The 18,757-nt window shown below is 41.6% G+C and carries 13 protein-coding genes and 2 pseudogenes; 11 read left to right on the plus strand and 4 right to left on the minus strand.

What is annotated here, in order from left to right; genetic code table 11:
- From H6G97_RS15395 to H6G97_RS15425, 7 genes and pseudogenes are all read left to right on the plus strand, one after another.
- Window positions 1-144 (plus strand): annotated as a pseudogene (locus H6G97_RS15395) (photosystem II D2 protein (photosystem q(a) protein)); the annotation flags it as partial.
- A 756-nt stretch (window positions 145-900) separates the two neighbouring features.
- Window positions 901-1,182 carry a 4a-hydroxytetrahydrobiopterin dehydratase gene (locus tag H6G97_RS15400; protein WP_190941613.1) on the plus strand — a complete coding sequence of 94 codons (282 nt, stop codon included), beginning with the start codon at window positions 901-903 and terminating at the stop codon, window positions 1,180-1,182.
- Window positions 1,183-1,769: 587 nt separating this feature from the next.
- Entirely contained in the window at window positions 1,770-3,509 is a 1,740-nt protein-coding gene (locus tag H6G97_RS15405) for an iron uptake porin (protein ID WP_190941615.1), read from the plus strand.
- Between the two features lie 387 nt (window positions 3,510-3,896).
- Entirely contained in the window at window positions 3,897-4,334 is a 438-nt protein-coding gene (locus H6G97_RS15410) for an Rrf2 family transcriptional regulator (RefSeq protein WP_190941617.1), read from the plus strand.
- A gap of 77 nt (window positions 4,335-4,411) precedes the next feature.
- Window positions 4,412-5,374, plus strand: coding sequence for a cysteine synthase A (gene cysK / locus H6G97_RS15415; RefSeq protein ID WP_190941618.1), 963 nt, complete (start codon window positions 4,412-4,414; stop codon window positions 5,372-5,374).
- 15 nt (window positions 5,375-5,389) lie between these two features.
- Window positions 5,390-6,091, plus strand: coding sequence for a J domain-containing protein (locus H6G97_RS15420; protein ID WP_190941619.1), 702 nt, complete (start codon window positions 5,390-5,392; stop codon window positions 6,089-6,091).
- A gap of 135 nt (window positions 6,092-6,226) precedes the next feature.
- Window positions 6,227-7,099 (plus strand): 6-carboxytetrahydropterin synthase, encoded by an 873-nt coding sequence (locus tag H6G97_RS15425; RefSeq protein WP_190941620.1) that lies wholly within the window; start codon window positions 6,227-6,229, stop codon window positions 7,097-7,099.
- A 226-nt stretch (window positions 7,100-7,325) separates the two neighbouring features.
- Here the strand turns inward: H6G97_RS15425 and H6G97_RS15430 are convergent, their stop codons facing one another.
- From H6G97_RS15430 to H6G97_RS15445, 4 genes and pseudogenes are all read right to left on the minus strand, one after another.
- The gene (locus H6G97_RS15430) at window positions 7,326-7,883 is read right to left on the minus strand and encodes a Uma2 family endonuclease (protein ID WP_190941621.1); all 558 of its coding nucleotides are present in this window, start codon (window positions 7,881-7,883) and stop codon (window positions 7,326-7,328) included.
- Between the two features lie 32 nt (window positions 7,884-7,915).
- Window positions 7,916-8,884, minus strand: a pseudogene (locus H6G97_RS15435) (PrsW family intramembrane metalloprotease).
- The gene (locus tag H6G97_RS15440; RefSeq protein WP_190941622.1) at window positions 8,877-9,800 is read right to left on the minus strand and encodes a class I SAM-dependent methyltransferase; all 924 of its coding nucleotides are present in this window, start codon (window positions 9,798-9,800) and stop codon (window positions 8,877-8,879) included. Before H6G97_RS15440 ends, H6G97_RS15435 begins: the two are co-directional and overlap by 8 nt.
- 139 nt (window positions 9,801-9,939) lie before the next feature.
- Window positions 9,940-11,622 (minus strand): DUF3352 domain-containing protein, encoded by a 1,683-nt coding sequence (locus tag H6G97_RS15445; protein ID WP_190941624.1) that lies wholly within the window; start codon window positions 11,620-11,622, stop codon window positions 9,940-9,942.
- Window positions 11,623-12,172: 550 nt separating this feature from the next.
- Here H6G97_RS15445 and H6G97_RS15450 point away from each other — a divergent pair.
- From H6G97_RS15450 to H6G97_RS15465, 4 genes are all read left to right on the plus strand, one after another.
- Window positions 12,173-14,815, plus strand: coding sequence for a M1 family metallopeptidase (locus tag H6G97_RS15450; RefSeq protein ID WP_190941626.1), 2,643 nt, complete (start codon window positions 12,173-12,175; stop codon window positions 14,813-14,815).
- Window positions 14,816-15,371: 556 nt separating this feature from the next.
- Window positions 15,372-17,096 (plus strand): lipopolysaccharide core heptose(II) kinase RfaY, encoded by a 1,725-nt coding sequence (locus H6G97_RS15455; RefSeq protein ID WP_190941628.1) that lies wholly within the window; start codon window positions 15,372-15,374, stop codon window positions 17,094-17,096.
- Between the two features lie 26 nt (window positions 17,097-17,122).
- The gene (locus tag H6G97_RS15460; RefSeq protein ID WP_190941630.1) at window positions 17,123-17,491 is read left to right on the plus strand and encodes a hypothetical protein; all 369 of its coding nucleotides are present in this window, start codon (window positions 17,123-17,125) and stop codon (window positions 17,489-17,491) included.
- Between the two features lie 356 nt (window positions 17,492-17,847).
- Entirely contained in the window at window positions 17,848-18,729 is an 882-nt protein-coding gene (locus tag H6G97_RS15465; protein ID WP_190941632.1) for a hypothetical protein, read from the plus strand.
- Window positions 18,730-18,757 lie beyond the last annotated feature (28 nt).

Here is an 18,757-nt window from a genome sequence, read left to right on the forward strand (position 1 = left end):
GCGGAAGACCCTGAGTTTGAAACCTTCTATACCAAAAACATTTTGCTGAACGAGGGTATCCGCGCTTGGATGGCTCCTCAAGATCAACCCCACGAACAATTTGTATTCCCTGAAGAAGTTCTACCTCGCGGTAACGCTCTCTAAGTATTAAAAGGCACCACAACCTCAATAAGGGTTGTAGTTGCCGAAAATTGACATCACCCAGATTAAATAATCTCCTTGACATAAGCCAAGAAAGTGTCAATAATCCCCATTCTTTAGTCATCTCCCACCAAAAGGCGGGAGATTTTTTTATATATTTTCTATATGGTTAATATCTCTAAATTTATGTGTTATGTTAGATAAAGGTTATAAACCCGGAGTAAAAACTCTGCCCTTTTAAAACTAAGACCGCTTAGGCAATAAGGAGGTGATGCCCATGATAAAAAGTAGTAAATGCATGGGTCATCAGGTTGCAGTTAGCCGGCTGCGCGCCGGGGCTGTTCTCTAAAAGTTAGCCTTAGTTATCTTTGAGATACTAAGTTAGCTCAATTAGCTAGGCAAGCTCGGAGTTCCTTCCGGCAGTCTGGTTGCAACCTGAAGACCCGCTAGACCGCTCTGATTTAGATCGTCCGATCTAAATCAGAGCGGATAGTTTTTTAAGGGTAACTTTTATTTTACCAAAGGTTGCTTTTGAAAAATTAGATGGGAATTCTTATATTTTAGAGTTTGCTTAATAAAGAAGAATATCTTGCATCAAACCTTGGGGTTTGACCAAATGTAAGCAATAAAGTCTATTTACCACACACAGGATTTATGCCCTGGTTTATCCTCCCATCCTTTTTCTATGGAGAACAATAGGGGTTTAATTTTATTAAATACATAATGTAATCAAGACAACACAACTAGGAATTTTTTGATATGGCACAACGACTGACTGAAGCGGAAATTCAAGAAAGTGCAAAAGTTCTGTCAGGTTGGACTGTTGAAGGCTCCAAGTTGGAGATTACCCGTAAATTTAAAGATTTTATCCAAGCAATTGAGTTTGTCAATAAGTTGGTGGAGCCTGCTGAGTCGGCAGGACATCATCCAGATATAGAGATTTCCTACAACAAAGTGAAGATTACACTCACAACACATGATGCAGGCGGGCTAACGCAGGCTGACTTTGATGTAGCGCAGGCGATTTCTCAAATTAATTAAGTGATTTATTCTGACATCTTGCACGCAGTAACTGGAAGTCAGTGGAACAAAAGACATAGCGCGTAGCAATCTTTAAGAGGATAATTACGGGTTTTACTTTGAAGTGGATTTCAAAAGCCTTAATTCCTAAGATCGCAATAGCTGACAAACTTCCTTTGTATAGCCAAGCCAGTGTCTTTTAACTACTGTGCAATTTTTACTAGCGCAAGTGCAAGAAGTGATTTTTACTGACAAGTTGCTGAGTGTCTAAAGCTTTGAGTAATTTAGCCAAGTATGGAGCGAATGCCCTAAACCATACTCCCTGCTTAGATATATAGATAACTCTGTGTGACAGTTATTAAGGCGATCGCTCCAATCTTGCCATCTAAATCAGATGTTTTATAATGTTATGATATAAAGATATGTTTTTGCATAAGTTAATTAGATAAGTTTTTAACCCTAAGTTAATCGTTTATTAGCTTTGCAAAAACTAGAATTGTAGTAGTGGCTAATATGCCTCATCCACAGGTTTCAATGAGATGTCGCATTTTTGAAAATTAGGTGGATGAAACCAATTATCTAAATAAGGTGTGAGGAGTAAAGTGAAAATGTCTAATCTATTGTGGAAATCCTTAGTGGTTAGCCCAGCAGTTTTGGGAGCAACATTGTTAGTTTCGACAACAGCGATTGCGTCTCCAAACACAACCACTGAAGTATCGCCAGCGGAAAAAGCAAGTGTAGCTGAAGTTGTCCAACAGCCAGAAATATTGGCGCAAACAACGATAGATCAAGTTAATCGCTACAGCAACGAAGGCAACCAAAACAACTCTCAGTCTCAAGTAACATCGGTTTCTCAATTTTCCGACGTACAACCCACCGACTGGGCATTCCAAGCATTGCAGTCCTTGGTTGAGCGCTATGGTTGTATTGCAGGTTATCCGAATGCAACTTATCGCGGCAACCGTGCTTTGACCCGTTATGAGTTTGCGGCTGGTTTGAATGCCTGTTTAGATCGGGTTAACGAATTGATTGCTACAGCAACAGCTGACTTGGTGACTAAACAAGATTTAGCTACCTTACAAAGGTTGCAAGAAGAGTTCTCGGCAGAATTGGCAACTCTACGCGGTCGCGTAGATTCCCTAGAAGCGCGGACTGCTGAATTGGAAGCTAATCAGTTCTCCACAACCACAAAACTAGTCGGTGAAGCCATTTTTGCCGTGACTGATGCGTTTGGCGGAACTACTGGTGACAACAACAATACTGTCTTCCAAGATCGGGTACGTTTAGACCTACAAACCAGCTTCACTGGTAGAGATGTTTTGCATACCCGTCTTGCAGCCGGTAATGCACAAGCCTTTCTGCTAACGGATGATGCTGGTTTTGGTATCAATAGTGCCGAAGGTACACAAACCTTTGAAGTTAGTAGTACTGGTAATAACAGTGTCAGAATAGACCGATTGACCTATGAAGCTCCTATAGGGCCAGCCCAAGTTTACCTTGCAGCTAGTGGTGGACGACACAGCCATTATGCTGCTGTGAACAATCCTTACTTTTTTGACACCACTGATGGCGGTAACGGCGCTTTATCTACCTTTGCTTCTGAAAGCCCCATCTATCGGATTGGTGGTGGTGCTGGTATAGCGCTCAATGTACCTCTTGGTAGAGGTCAGGGTATTTTAGGAAATAGCTCAATCACTGCTGGTTACTTGGCGTCACAAGCTAATAATCCTGGTCTTGGTCAAGGTCTGACCAATGGCGACTATGCAGCTTTAGGGCAGTTGAACTTTAGTGTTGGCGATCGCTTGGCTTTAGCTGCTACCTATGTACATGGATATAGTGCCAGTGGTGCTTTATTCGACTCTGGTACAGATGGAGCAGTTGGTACTGCGGCAGTAGGTACTGGACAAGCTAACTTTTTAGGTAATGCAGCAGGTCTTGCTACAGGTGTTGCAACCCCATCTTCAAGCAATTCCTACGGTGTGTCGGCTGCGTTTAGACCCAGCGACAAACTATCCATTAGTGGCTTCATCTCTTACCATGACGTTGCAGGTGTTGGTGCAGGTGATGATTATGAAGCTTGGAGCTACGGTCTTGGGGTAGCCTTACCTGATTTCGGTAAAAAGGGTAACGTTTTAGGTGTTTTTGCTGGTGCAGAACCCTATTCCTTTAACCGCCCAGGTTTTGGCGGTAATAATGATATACCCTATCACTTTGAAGGCTTCTACAAGTATCGTGTGTCCGATAACATCTCTGTTACTCCTGGTGTAATCTGGTTGACCTCTCCTGGCCAAAACAGCGATAACGATGATGCTATTATCGGTACCCTGAGAACAACTTTCACCTTCTAGAGGGTTGACTATCCACTAACAATTTTTAACTCTATTTCTCCCCGCCATGAGGCGGGGCTTTTTGTTTTCAGTAGTAGCAATAGATAAACTCCTGTAGTTAACCGGAGTATACTAGAAAAGTTAGGAGTGGTGGCGGGTTTGATATGAATAGGCCAAAGTAGGCTAGTCATTGTAATGCCCACTCTACAAGTGGCTTACCCGTGAGCAACTTTTTATGAACAATCTTTTCTAATAGAGGTTGGCTGTATAAAGTTACAGATTGTGTAATATCCTAACTCTGCCAATTTTAGATTTTGAATTTGGGATTTTTAGATTTAAAGAAAAATCTGAAATCAAAATTGAATAACTTCTAACTCCTAACTTTTAACTCTTAACTTACTACTGCTTGTGGAACTATCGTGTAAATCAGAATACGCAATTTTGGCCTTATTAGAGATGGCCGCTCATTACGAAAGCGGCGAACCGCTGCAAATTCGACAAATTGCAGCACAACAAAACATACCTGACCGCTATCTGGAACAGCTATTAGCAACCTTAAGGCGTGGGGGCATAGTCAAGAGTCAGCGTGGGTCAAAAGGTGGCTATCTGTTAACGCGAGAACCCCGAAAAATTATCCTTTTTGAGATTTTAGAATGTTTAGAAGGCTTAGAGGTGCGGACTGGTGAAGAAAACGTTAATTCCAAAACAGTAGACAGTTCGGTTATAGAAGAAGTTTGGCAAGAAGCAAGTCATGCGGCAAATTCAGTGTTACAAAAATATACGCTCCAGGATCTTTGTGAAAAACGAAATTCCCGGCGGCAGTTGGATATCATGTACTACATTTAGTCAAGAGTCATTTGTCATTTGTTGATGACTAATGACCAATGACGAGTAACTAATAATTAATAACTAAGGACTAAATTATGCGAATAGCTCGTAACATTACAGAACTGGTTGGTCGTACTCCCCTGGTGCAATTAAACCGTATTCCTCAAGCAGAAGGATGTGTTGCGGAAATTGTGGTGAAACTGGAAAGTATGAACCCATCGGCATCAGTCAAAGACCGGATTGGAGTGAGTATGATTAACGCCGCAGAGGAAGAGGGGTTGATTACTCCTGGAAAGACAGTATTGGTAGAACCCACTTCTGGAAACACAGGAATTGCCTTAGCAATGGCAGCAGCAGCAAAGGGTTATAGATTAATTTTGACAATGCCAGAGACGATGAGTGGAGAGCGTCGGGCAATGTTGCGAGCATACGGGGCAGAACTGGAACTAACGCCAGGTATGGAAGGCATGAGTGGGGCAATTCAACGGGCGCAGCAAATAGTTAACACTACACCAAATACCTATATGTTGCAGCAGTTCCGCAATCCAGCTAATGCAAAAGTGCATCGAGAAACTACATCTCTTGAAATCTGGGAAGATACCGATGGACAAGTAGATATAATCGTCGCAGGGGTAGGCACAGGTGGTACGATCAGTGGTATAGCAGAAGTGATTAAAGCACGCAAGCCTAGTGCCAAAGCGATCGCAGTTGAACCAGCCAATAGTCCAGTCTTATCTGGGGGACGACCAGGGGCACACAAAATCCAGGGAATTGGTGCTGGGTTTATTCCCCAAGTTCTCAAGATAAAATTGATTGATGAAGTAATTACCGTCACCGATGAAGAAGCGATCGCCTATAGTCGGCGTTTGGCGAAAGAAGAAGGGCTACTATCTGGTATTTCTAGCGGAGCAGCTTTATGTGCAGCAATTCGCGTCGCCCAACGTCAAGAAAATAAGGGACGTTTAATTGTGATGATTCAGCCCAGCTTTGGTGAGAGATATTTGAGTACACCGTTGTTCCAAGACCTGGAAACAAGGTTAGCCGCTAGCATCAGCTAACGATAAATTGAATTAATGGTCAATTCTAAGCACGTTTCTAACCATTACGAAACTCTCAAAGTTAGTCCAAGTGCAAGCCAAGCGGAGATTAAACAAGCTTATCGCCGCTTGGTTAAGTTGTTTCATCCTGACAGCAATCAGGAAACAGCCGATCGCGAACAGATAATTAGCATTAATGCAGCCTATGAAGTCTTAGGCGACAACCAAAATCGCCGCAATTATGACCAACAACTGCAAGATGACTCTCAAAAATTAAATAGCGATCGCCAACAGCGTACAGCATCAGCGCAAAGTCATTACCAGACAAGACGAAAAACCGGACGGGATGTTGACGAGCAAGTTGAAGAATGGCTGCGCCAAGTTTACCAACCTGTAAATCGCTTGCTTTGTAACATTCTCTATTCGTTAGAAGAACAAATGGATCAATTAGCTGCTGATCCCTTTGATGATGAGTTGTTAGATGAGTTTCAGGAATACTTAAAGGCCTGTCGAGATGACCTTAAGCAGGCACAAATTACTTTTCGCTCTCTGCCAAATCCGCCTAGTTTAGCAAGAACCGCGGCTCACCTCTACTACAGCCTTGATCAAGTAGGAGATGGACTCGATGAATTAGGTTATTTTCCTTTGAACTACGATGAGCGTTATTTACACACAGGTCATGAACTATTCCGCATAGCTTCGAGATTGCACTGTGAAGCACAAGCATCTGTTACATAATTATTGGGCATAGGTCAATATCGCTGGATATCAAAGGATAGATGACTAATGACTAATGACACATAACTTAGGATTTAGTTTATGCTGGAAACAGAAAAAGATTAAGAAATTTTAAATTCTGCTCATAGTGTACTCATGCAATGTATTGTTAATCGCCGCGCCCAGTTTTCGGCAAGTCATCGCTATTGGTTGCCAGAACTGAGTGAAGCCGAAAATATTGAAAAATTTGGTGCTTGCTCTAGATTTCCTGGACACGGACATAACTATGTTGTATTTATCTCCCTTGCCGGGGAATTGGATGAATATGGCATGGTGCTGAACTTGTCTGATGTAAAACAGGTAATTAAACGGGAAGTTATAAGTCAATTGGACTTCTCTTATCTCAACGATGCGTGGGCAGAATTTCAAGAAACTCTGCCCACCACCGAGAATATTGCACGGATTATTTGGCAGCGACTAGCACCTCACTTACCTTTAGTCCGTGTGCAGTTATTTGAACATCCTGAACTTTGGGCAGATTATACGGGAAACGCAATGGAAGCCTACCTCACCATCAGTACTCACTTTAGCGCCGCCCATCGGCTAGCTCATCCTAACCTCAGTAACGAAGAAAACAATGAGATTTATGGTAAGTGCGCCCGTCCTCACGGTCACGGACACAACTATCATCTAGAAGTTACCGTGAAAGGGGAAATTGATCCACGCACTGGCATGATTGCCGATTTAGGGGCATTGAACCAAGTAATAGAAGATTATGTAGTAGAGCCATTTGATCACACCTTCTTAAACAAAGACATTTCTTACTTTGCTGAAGTTGTGCCCACTGCTGAGAATATCGCACTTTACATTAGTAATCTACTGCGATCGCCTATTCAAGAATTGGGAGCTAAACTTTACAAGGTGAAGCTTATTGAAAGTCCCAATAACTCCTGCGAAATTTACTGTACTGAATCTGAATCAAATTCAGTCAGCGCAGCCGCGAGTCAACCAGTATTAGCAAGGATTTAGGCAATTGAAAATTTAGGCATTTTTAATAATTCGCAATTCGTAATGACGCTCGATGACTCGCTAACGCTGCGCTAACGTAATTCGTAATTATTAAAATTAGTCCTTTCAAAGTGACTTGTAAAATTTATTTGATTCTGTCTGTGTCTTTGCGGTCTAAAAGTAATTTATTTAACCGCAGAGTCACAGAGGACACAGAGTAAAAAAGATGAGTGGAAAGAATCCAAGGCTAGAACAGTTTGCTGACTAAGCAGTTGAAACCAGGTAGCAAAGGACTTGTTAACTCATCTTGACTAAATAAAGTAGCTGCTAACTTTAATGCAGCTTGTTCACGGCGATAAACTTCAACTTTCTTCTGTATAGAATCGCAAATCCAATATTCTTGAACCCCTTGGACTGAGTACAGCTTTAGCTTTGTTTCTTTGTCACGTTTTTCGTTTTTTTCACCGGGGGATAAAACCTCTACAACTAACTCCGGTGCGCCCGTGAGATGTCCAGCTTCATCTAGCAAGTTTTTTAAGCGTTCATGACTTGCCCATACCACATCAGGGATCACATTGTCAGAATCTGAGAAAATAATTCCAGGTGCGATCGCAGCTTTACCTAAACCAGTTTCATCTGACCAATTGTTAAGAACTGTAACAATATTGCCACAACTTGATTGATGATCCCAACTAGGTGATTTGGTCACAAAGAGTTCTCCGTCTATAATCTCATAACGATTTTTGCGATCGCCAGCAAATAGTTCTAAATCAGCAGTCGTCCAACGCACTGGAGTTGTTTGCATAGAAACCCCCTAGCATTTTTCTAAATCATATTTTAAAAATACCGACGACGAGCGGAATGTCGCAAATAGCGATAAATGCCCCAAGCTAAAACTCCGAAAAAGAGATTTAGTAAAGAGCGATTAAATATAAACCACAAAATCTCAGGATCAAAAAGCTTCGACGGACTTAAGGGACTAAGAATCCTGGCTAAGAGAAACAGCCCAAAAATAGCATTTCCACCCAGCACGAGGGCAAACAGCACTAAACTCCTCTGCCAGTAACGGTGTTGGGGTGTATAACCTGAAATCAGGGTAATTGCGGCTTTGCCTTGCACTTTTCGCAGTAATTGCTCTAGTCGCCAAAACATCCACAAGAGAAACGGGAATAAACCATAACTTAGGAAACCTAAAGGTAGTGAGTAACGCCAAGCACTAGATAAGACATTAACTAGGGCATGACAGATTACAGAATTTAGCCAAGCCCTAAAAATGAACTTTTTGTCTCGATTTAAGCGACTATTAGAGGAAATATAGATTCCTAATGCATATCCCCAAGGTGCAGAGAACATGGCGTGGACTGGCATACCGATAGTACGGTCAAGAATTGATGCTGTACCGTGGAAAAGGTAAATCCAGTTCTCTTCGGCAGTGAATCCAAGGGCAACGGCTATGGTGAAGAGGAAAACGGTAGACTAAAGTAATCGATACGTGCGTTGCAGATAGTAGGTTGGGACAACAACCGCAGCGAACTTGCAACCTTCTTCAATTGGCCCTATTTCCACAAGCTGCCGCAAGGCTATACCAGGAAGCCAACGTTTCATCTGCTGCCAGTCTACAAACCAGTTGGCTACAATTTCAAAAACCCATTCGAGGCTAAGGGCTAAAATCCCAGATATTGCCCCGATGACAAAGAACATCAGCAACCTTAAAAGAGGTGGAGCAAATGGCACCCGAAAATAGTAGTAGCCTAGCAGCAGCAATGGTGGTATTGCTGCCCACAAAATTAGAGATAAATCAACCACTCACCTGAGCAATTACTGTACGGTGACGGTGGGTGTTGTTGGTGATAGTGGGAGTTTGGAAACCCGCCTCAACAATAGCTTGCTCAATGTCTAAAGCAAAATATTCATCTAAATACGGTTCAGTACTTTTGAGCAAAGTCAAAATGTAGGCTGGCATTTTTTTGTAAACTTCAGATTTAGGATTCATATCCATGATTGCCAAGTAGCCACCTGGACGCAGCAAGCGCCGCATTTCAGCTAAAATTTGTCGGGTTGCCGATTGTGGTAATTCGTGGCACATCAGGAAAATGGAAACTAAATCAAAAGAGGCATCAGGTAGCCCGGTAGATTCCGCTTGGGCATGAAGCCAGTTAATTTTGGCTTGACGTTGCCCAGCGCGATAATTGGCAACGGCTAAGAAGTAGGGAGATAAGTCCAAGCCTGTAATTTTGGCATGACGATAAACTGCTTGTAGGGCAAAACTACTCAAGCCAACACTACACCCTACATCTAAGATGTCTTGCGGCTCATTGGCGATTTGATTTTTCAGGATATCGTGGTAACTTTGGCGCAGCATGGCATCGCCTTGCGCTTCTTCAGTGCCCTGCAAAATCTTAGCGTGGACAGCGTAAGCAGCAGGTTCTACCTCAAAAGCGGCTTGCCAACTGAGATTTCCGGTTTCGTAGGCATGGAATGAAGTGACGTAGTAATCGGGGTAGGAAAGCTGAGGATTTTGTACTTGAGCGAGATCGTCCTTCCAATCAAGTGCCTGTAGTGTTTCGACTTCTTGCGTCCAAGACACACCAATTCTCTCGGCACGTTTAATCATCATTTGTCTAGCTTGATGCTTGGCTAGGTTAGCTAAAGGCTGGATTGCCAGTATGCCATTTACCAAGCGGGAAGCTAAATCAAGATTAGTGTTTACAGCAGCAGTCATAAATCAGTTCGCATTGAACAGCCTTTTCTACTTATGACATAGTTGCTGGAGGCCAGTCTAGATGTAAATTAAAAAACATTTTCGGGAATGGGGAGTAGGGGAGAGTTTTCCCCTCTGCCTCTTTTCAATGTCTAATGCCCTACTTTGCCGTAGGCTTGAGAGCTAACAGCATCTCCAATTTACTAGTTGATTTATCGGGGCTAGTGGCGGTAAAACCAAGACCACGAATGGAACTCAGGATGGTGATTGTATCGGCGTTAGATGAGATCAAACTATTGATCAGGGGCACACTTTTAGTTTTATCCATATCCAGGTAGAAATAGCCGCCGTTGGGCTTTTGCAAAGAACCAGTAACGGCTTTGAAAGCGTCGCTATTGTTGAGAGATGAATTCTTGCCATCGGCAACTGCGTCAGCAATTGGGCCACCAAGAGCTACAAATACGGTATCTTGATCGAGCCAACCATGTGCCAATAAAGCTCCTTGTCGGGGAATTTGCCATTCAGTTACGTCTTTACCACCAATATTTCTGTTGGCGACGTTGATTTGTTGGGTTTTGGCAAGGGTATCCAATTTTGTTAAGGTGGCTTCAGCAGTTTTGCGATCGCTAGTATCAAATACTAAAGCGCCTCCAAAACCAACACTCGCTAATACCCCTTGATTTGATGGAATCACACCAAAGGCGAATTCCCCATTCATCCAGCCAAAAATATCCTTATCTAGGTCTATATTGACAAATTTCAGTTGTCCTCGCGCTTGTTCCAGAGCTTGCTTCATTTCTGGATAATCTTTTGACTGTTCTAGTAGCACTTCCCAGCCACGGCTGATGCCATTTCCGCTAACCAGAGCAAAGGTATTAGTGGGAAATTGCCCGACTATATTTCCAGGACTTGATTGATACTGAAATTTATTTAGTTGTGGATCTAAATTAGCGATCGCTTTTACCCGCACTCCCGCATCATCAATACCAATACCCGCTACCACAGATTTTATCTGCTTGAGTTGCGTCAGGGTTTGTGGAGGTAACTGCTTTGCCTGCGGATTTCCCGCCGTTAATTGTTGTATCATCCCGGCATAGTCTGGTACATAAATTTGGGCGAGGCTGTTTTTAACATCCACTCCTTTAAGAATGCTGCTAGCACCTTCTTTACTAGCGAAAGAAGATTGTCCCTTAAATGTATCAATTGCTTTTTCTACAGCTTGCTTTTCGGGGGCTAATACCAACTGATTATTATTTAAAACTACGCTATAGGTAGGCTTGCCATTTTGTGTAGTTTCGATAATTTTTTGACCTTGATAGTCAGATTCTTGTAATTTCACCCCTTTTTGTGACTTCAATTTGTTAGCAAAATTCAAAGCGCTGAGTTTGTCCTTGATTCCTACCACGATCAGGATATTTGATTCCTGCTGTAAATTTGTTGGTATATTATTAGGTTCCCCAGCAGAAGGCAGGTTTAACTGTGCTGGTTTTAAAGGATTTGGTGGCAGTACAGCAATCATGACACTATCAGCCCAAGGCTTTATGTCTTTTTCATAAGAAACATTGCTGTCACTGAACATTTGCCTATTAAAATCTTCTAGATTTTTTGCCACTAACTTTTGTGCTTCTGGAGTGCCAAACTGCTGTAACTTTGCCCAAGCTTTAGGGTCAGTAGTAATATAAGTTGCCATCAATGCTGTTGAAGGTACTACTTTCGCACTGCCTAGAGCGTCTGAACTACCTCCTGATGGGCCTTTAAAATAGGTATAAGCCGCTATACTTCCTGCTACAACTACAGCAGCACCAACAGCAGGTATGAGAAATTTTGATTTACTTTCAGGCATTTTGTTATCCTCTTTTGCTCAGATTGTCACCGAGATTTATACAAGTGTCATTGTAGAGTTTTCGGATTTATTAATAATTTCCGCTCATTGATCGGTATTTACTGATAAAATTAGTAGTCCTATAAGTTAGCAGTCTAAAATTACTCTCAAAAATACTTCAAAGGGATAATGAGCAAATCCGTAAATGATATGCTGTTCATCTCAAACAAAATAGCCTGATCAGAAGCAGCAAGCTATCCTAAGTTATAAGAATAGTTAGGAGTATTTGTACTTAATGAGAATTTCCCGAGGTGCAAGAGGCTCTTGACTCAATGACAAAAAAGTGCAAAACATCAGGAAAAATAAATGCGGTAGGGATATGGAAAAAAGCTCCGGGATCGCCAGCCGATCTTCGGCAGTTCGGGTGAGATTAATTTCAATCCCCCAATCCCAAAGGTGAGTTATCACCTCCATAAAGCCCTATTGATTTGGGAAATACAGACACCGCTATTTAGCTTAACAACATCCAGCCAAGCCAGACTTTTCAGGATTACAAGGTCAGTAAGGATCAATGTCGAAGTCTTATTTTGATACAGATAATAACGGGCACAAACCTTTTGAGTTACCGGGAGCAAGACCACACTACAACCCCGATCGCCCCGGACAGGTAGAACATATTTTTCTCGATCTCAGCTTGGATATTCCCAAGCAAAGCTATCAGGGCAGTTGTAGCATTCGCCTCTTACCAATCCGTAATGGCATTGATCGTTTAACTTTGGATGCTGTCAACCTGAATATCGAATCTGTGCGGGTGGACGATGTGCCACAAAATTTTGACTACGACGGGGAACAGCTTTCCATTCAACTGTCTGAGACGACCCAGATCGGTAAACGCTTGCTGATTGCGATCGCCTACTCGGTGGCAAAACCGCAACGCGGTATTTATTTTATTCAACCAGACAAGCATTACCCGAACAAGCCTACTCAAGTTTGGACTCAGGGAGAAGACGAAGACTCTCGCTTTTGGTTCCCCTGCTTTGACTATCCAGGACAACTGTCTACTTCGGAAATTCGCGTCCGCGTTCCTAACCCTTTCGTGGCAATTTCCAACGGCGAATTGATTGACACCACAGAAGATGGTGATGACAAAATATACCACTGGTTACAGCAACAAGTTCATCCTACCTATTTGATGACTTTAGCAGTAGGCGATTTTGCTGAAATTCGGGATGAGTGGAAGGGAAAAGCAGTCACCTACTATGTAGAAAAGGGACGGGAAGAAGATGCCCAACGCAGCATGGGCAAAACTCCCCGGATGATCGAATTTTTGAGCCAAAAGTATGGTTATCCATACCCTTTTCCGAAATACGCCCAAGTTTGCGTTGATGACTTCATCTTTGGCGGGATGGAAAACACTTCCACAACCTTGTTAACAGATAGATGTTTGCTGGATGAACGCGCCGCCTTAGATAACCGCAACACCGAAAGCTTAGTCGTCCATGAACTAGCGCACCAGTGGTTTGGTGATTTGGTGGTGATTAAGCATTGGTCTCATGCTTGGATTAAAGAAGGGATGGCTTCTTACTCTGAAGTGATGTGGACAGAACAGGAATATAGTCTCCCAGAAGCAGCTTACTATCGTTTATTAGAAGCTCGTCGTTACTTAAGTGAAGATAGCAGTCGTTATCGCCGGCCGATGGTAACGCATATTTATCGAGAAGCAATTGAACTTTACGATCGCCACATCTACGAAAAAGGATCTTGTGTCTATCACATGATTCGAAGCCAATTGGGAGATGAATTATTTTGGCAGGCAATCCAAACATTTGTCCAAGATAATGCTCATAAAACTGTCGAAACAGTAGACTTACTCAGGGCGATTGAAAAAGCAACCGGGCGTAATCTTTTGTTTCTATTTGACCAATACGTTTATCGTGGTGGTCATCCCGATTTTAAAATAGCTTACTCTTGGGATGGGAATGCTAATTTAGCAAAAGTTACAATAACTCAAACCCAAGCTGCTGAAGGTACAAATGGCAGTAAAGATTTGTTTGATTTAAAAATACCTATTGGTTTTGGCTATACCCAACAGGAAGAACTCAAGAGTGAGGAGTTAGGAGTTAAAAACAATTCCAAACTCATAACTCCTAACTCACAACTCAAAATTTTTACTGTGCGGGTAAATGAACGCGAACAAAGCTTCTACTTTCCCCTAGAAAATAAGCCCCAATTTATCAGCTTTGATGTTGGAAATAATTACCTGAAAACAGTAGCTTTGGAGTATCCGATAGCAGAGTTAAAGGCACAGTTAGAAATTGATCCTGACCCGATTTCGCGTATTTATGCAGCAGTAGCTTTGGCAAAAAAAGGCGGGTTAGAAGCAACAAAAGCACTATCTGCGTCGCTGAAAAATGACTCATTGTGGGGTGTGCGTGTAGAAGTAGCGAAACAACTAGCCCAGATTAATTTAGATCAAGCCTTTGATGGCTTACTTGCTGGGTTAAAAGATAAAAATGCTTATGTGCGACGAGCTGTAGTAGAAGCACTTACTCAAATCAAAACTGCTGAAAGCTATAAAGTTGTAAGAGGGCTGTTGCAAAAGGGTGATCCCAGTTACTACGTGGAGGCAGCAGCTTCTCGTGTAATCGGGGCAATCGCCTCGGCAAACTTGGAAGAAAAACCCAAGGAAGACAAGGTATTAAAGCTGCTGAAATCCGTTTTAGAAGAAAAGGCGGGTTGGAATGAAATCGTGCGGAGTGGAGCGATCGCGGGTTTAGCTGAATTCAAAACTTCGGAAGCAGCTTTAAATCTACTAATCGAATACACCAAACTCGGTGTACCACAACCTTTACGTTTAGCCACAATTCGCGCTTTAGGAAAGATTTCTGTCGGTCAAAGTCCGGTTAATTTGGAACGGATTTTAAACAAATTAACAGAATTAGCCAAAGAAACCTTCTTTTTAACCCAAGTGGCAGTAGCCGCAGCATTAGGGCAAATGGAAACACCCAAAGCAGTGGGGATTTTGCAATCGCTAGTTGACCAAACAGCCGATGGGCGTGTACGTCGCTATGCTGAAGAAGAAATTTCCAAGGTGCAAAAGAATATTGGTTCAGAAAAAACCCTGCGTCAACTGCGTGAAGATTTCGACCAACTCAAACAACAAAACCAGGAATTGAGAAGCCGTTTAGAAAACTTGGAGGCCAAATCTAAATAGCACTAGATGATAATTCAAAGTAGGTAATTGGTAATAGTGGCAAAGCTATTACCAATTACCAAGGTTTTGGTTGACGCTGTAATTTTTATTGTGGACGCATAGAATATTTTATTTTCCACTTAAATTACAGGGTATAAATAAGCATAGTATTAAGATCCCCGGCTGCTCACAGAAGTCGGGGTTTTATGTTTAATTAACTTGATCTACTTAGTTTTGGTAGATTTAGTTGATACCAAACATGATTATTTGGTTGTCATATCCTCCTCAAATTTTCATATATAGGTAAATATTTATATTTATATAAATTAAAGTTAAGAAAAGATAAAATCATCTAAAGCTTGGATAATTAGTTGTAGTTTTATAAAGTATAATTAAGAAAAAGACAAATAAATCTAGGCAATAACATAGGCTGTAATCGCCTCGAACATTATCTCCAAAGGGTAAAGTTCTAATTGTTTTAGATAAAATGCTGACGCTATCCTGAACTTGCAATTAACTTGTCGGTCAGGAGAAAAGAATCGTTGTAAATTTTTCAGTTGAAGAGGCAAAAAAAGGCGTGGGTCAGTATCAACCTGCTCAACTAAAACTCTATAATCCAGATGCGATCGCTCGCTATTATAGTTACCGTCCTTGGCTAGCTTGGGGCCGACTACTGAGAATTATCTCCTCTTTTGTAGGATTTATATTCAGTCTGAAGTGGGATGAATGGCAAGATCAAGTTGAGCAGAACAAGGGTAAACGAGCTATCCAGTTGCGAGAACTGCTCACCCGCCTCGGCCCGACATTTATTAAAGTTGGTCAAGCCCTCTCCACTAGGCCTGACTTAATACGCAAAGATTTTTTAGAAGAACTGGTAAAGTTACAAGACCAGTTACCACCATTCGATAATGCGATCGCTTACCAGATTATCGAAACTGAACTAGGCCGTCCCATCCACGAAAGCTTTAGTGAACTGTCACCTAGACCAGTAGCTGCTGCTAGCTTGGGTCAAGTATACCGGGGTCGTCTTGTCACTGGTGAAGAAGTCGCGGTGAAAGTGCAACGCCCCAACTTACACCCGGTTATTACACGCGACTTATATTTAATGCGTTGGGCAGCAGGTTGGCTAGCTCCTTGGTTGCCTTTAAATCTCGGTCACGACCTAACTTTAATCGTGGATGAGTTTGGCACAAAGTTATTTGAGGAAATTGACTATATTAATGAAGGCCGCAACGCCGAAAAATTTGCTAGCAACTTCTACAACGACCCGCAAGTTAAAGTTCCAGGTATTTACTGGCGTTATACCAATACCCACGTTTTAACCCTGGAATGGATTGATGGCTTCAAGCTGACAGATACTCAGCGCATCCGCGAAGCAGGTTTAGACCCAGAAGAAATCATCCAAATTGGTGTAACATCAGGATTACAACAGCTTTTAGAACATGGTTTCTTCCATGCTGACCCCCATCCTGGCAATCTTTTTGCTGTGCCCGATGGTCGTATGGCTTACATCGACTTCGGCATGATGGATCAGTTAGAAGAAAACACCAAAGAAACACTGGTAGATGCGCTAGTGCATTTGGTGAATAAAGACTACACCGACTTAGCCGAAGACTTTGTAAAATTAGGGTTTCTGACTCCAGATACGGATATTTGTCCGATAGTGCCAGCATTAGAAGCAGTGCTAGGAAATGCTATTGGCAAAAATGTTAAGGATTTTAACTTCAAAACTATAACCGATGAGTTTTCGGAACTGATGTATGAATATCCTTTCCGAGTCCCGGCAAAGTTTGCTTTGATTATTCGTTCCTTGGTGACTCAAGAAGGTATTGCCCTTAGCCTCAACCCGAATTTCAAAATTATTGAAGTGGGTTATCCCTATATAGCACGGCGGTTGCTGACAGGGGAATCGCCAGAATTACGGCGACGATTATTGAATGTGTTGTTCAAAGATGGTAAATTTCAGTGGCAGCGATTAGAGAATTTGATTGCGATCGCTCGTACTGATAGCAACTTTGATGTATTGCCTACAGCCCAGATGGGGTTCCAATACTTAATGTCGGAAGAAGGCAAATTTCTGCGACGACAGCTTGTGCTTGCTCTCACCGAAGATGACCGCCTCCATACCGAAGATGTCCAACGCCTCTGGAACCTGGTTAAAGATGACTTAAAACCGGATCGTTTATTAAATGTAGCGATCGGTATTTTAACAGAGTTATCCAGGGAAGGCACGGCTGCTATCCTGCCAAAAGGGACATTACTTCGGTCTTTTACTGATAACCAGTCAACAAATAAAAAGTAAAAATTTAATATAAATCAGGAGTTTTCATGTACTATTATCCTCTGCAACCGCCTTATTTCCTCTTACTTGTTGGCTTTTTAACAGCATTAACATCTGGTTTAGCATTATCTGGCACTTTGAAAGTAATAGTGCAGAAATGGCCTAGCGAGCGCACAGAAACTACTAAACCGCGTTCCTCACTAAAACAACTACTTGTACCATTTATCGGTATAACTGGTGGTACCTGTCTATTTCTCTCTTCAGGCTTAGAAATATTTGGCTTTCCCTCATCTTTGGCTTTAGGAGTCGGTCTACCAGTTAGTCTGTTTACTTGCTTGCTAGTTTGGTTGCAGTTGGGAAGTATGATGACCTTTATAGAACGCGAAGGTATGCAATCTTTAGATTTAGATATTTAGATTCTTTTTCTTAGAAAAGAGTAAAAAATATAAAATTCACCACTAGCAATAATGTTCTACTGAAAAGAAGAGCATTAGTTAGTGGTGAATACTTATTTATTTGTTGTAAGTCCCTAAATCCAAAATTTAATCTCGTTAATATTAAATCCAAATACTGAAACTTGCATCCGCAGTATATAGCGTTTCTCTGCCTTTGTGAGGTACTGCAACTCCACCCCCCGCAAGCGATGAGCTTGCTCTGATGTACCTTGTATGATTAGGAAACGCTATATCTGGTAATGAGGTAACAACTATGGCTCCAGGTATAATCGACTTGGGTTAGTATTTTTATTTAATTAAAAGGAGCGTAAAAAGCTATGACTCAAGATATAAAAGGATTTTGTTTTTGTACTTTAGCCTGTGGTAAAAACTATCGCGATCTTGCATTATTATTAGCAAAAGATATCGAAAAATATTCGCCTAACAGTTATTTTGTTATTTTAACTGATTCTCCTAGCGACTTTAGCGAGCAGCCCAACGTTTTAGCATTTAAGCACAGACAACAAAGCGTTAAGCTTTACCATGACAAAAGATTTGCAATAGCCAAGGGTTTATCTCTATTTTATTCATGTATATTCATTGATGCAGATATGCGAATATTAGGGCCAGTTCCACAAAATCCGAAATGGATTTCAATACCAGGAATAACGGCAAGGGGTTGTGAAAATATGCCGAAAAAGTATGCAAAGGTTCTAGCTGGTAATCCTGATACCAAACTTCTGAAAGAGTTTAAAGTAGCTAAAAAGGCTGCTTCAAAGTTAAATTTAGAACTAGAAAATGAACAGATTAACTTTGTTTATGAATATTTATTTGCAGTTACAAAAGATTCTGGAAAGGAAATAGAATTTCTCAAACAGTGGGAAATTCTCGCATCTTATTGTGAGTTAAATGGACTGTATGACGCCGAAGGTAATGCAATAGGTTTAGCAGCGGCTAAAGCAGGTTTACCCGTTAGATGGAGTGCAATGGAGGGTATCTCTTTCTTTAAGAATAGAATTGAATTCGTCAGAATCAAAAAGGGAGAGTCGAAAATGGAGGATGTGGCAATATATTTTGAGCAACAAACAAAGCTAGAATATCCCAAACGCTTCATTGGGCAAAGAATTATTCTTAAAAGCAATAAAATTATTAAATATTTATATAATTTACTGCGCTTAAGAATTGTAACTTTGAAAGACTTTGATTTTTATTACCGATAAGTGGGCTATAGATAAGCTACAAATTAAA

Origin of the sequence: Nostoc flagelliforme FACHB-838 (assembly GCF_014698065.1) — a bacterium.
In the GTDB taxonomy this organism is placed as follows: Bacteria; Cyanobacteriota; Cyanobacteriia; order Cyanobacteriales; family Nostocaceae; genus Nostoc; species Nostoc flagelliforme_B.

What these genes read in the sequence shown, in the direction of transcription:
- H6G97_RS15400 (WP_190941613.1), top strand. Translation starts at nt 901, where the DNA reads ATGGCACAACGACTGACTGAAGCGGAAATTCAAGAAAGTGCAAAAGTT.
- H6G97_RS15405 (WP_190941615.1), top strand. Translation starts at nt 1,770, where the DNA reads ATGTCTAATCTATTGTGGAAATCCTTAGTGGTTAGCCCAGCAGTTTTG.
- cysK (WP_190941618.1), top strand. Translation starts at nt 4,412, where the DNA reads ATGCGAATAGCTCGTAACATTACAGAACTGGTTGGTCGTACTCCCCTG.
- H6G97_RS15420 (WP_190941619.1), top strand. Translation starts at nt 5,390, where the DNA reads ATGGTCAATTCTAAGCACGTTTCTAACCATTACGAAACTCTCAAAGTT.
- H6G97_RS15425 (WP_190941620.1), top strand. Translation starts at nt 6,227, where the DNA reads ATGCAATGTATTGTTAATCGCCGCGCCCAGTTTTCGGCAAGTCATCGC.
- H6G97_RS15430 (WP_190941621.1), bottom strand. Translation starts at nt 7,883, where the DNA reads ATGCAAACAACTCCAGTGCGTTGGACGACTGCTGATTTAGAACTATTT.
- H6G97_RS15440 (WP_190941622.1), bottom strand. Translation starts at nt 9,800, where the DNA reads ATGACTGCTGCTGTAAACACTAATCTTGATTTAGCTTCCCGCTTGGTA.
- H6G97_RS15445 (WP_190941624.1), bottom strand. Translation starts at nt 11,622, where the DNA reads ATGCCTGAAAGTAAATCAAAATTTCTCATACCTGCTGTTGGTGCTGCT.
- H6G97_RS15450 (WP_190941626.1), top strand. Translation starts at nt 12,173, where the DNA reads ATGTCGAAGTCTTATTTTGATACAGATAATAACGGGCACAAACCTTTT.
- H6G97_RS15460 (WP_190941630.1), top strand. Translation starts at nt 17,123, where the DNA reads ATGTACTATTATCCTCTGCAACCGCCTTATTTCCTCTTACTTGTTGGC.
- H6G97_RS15465 (WP_190941632.1), top strand. Translation starts at nt 17,848, where the DNA reads ATGACTCAAGATATAAAAGGATTTTGTTTTTGTACTTTAGCCTGTGGT.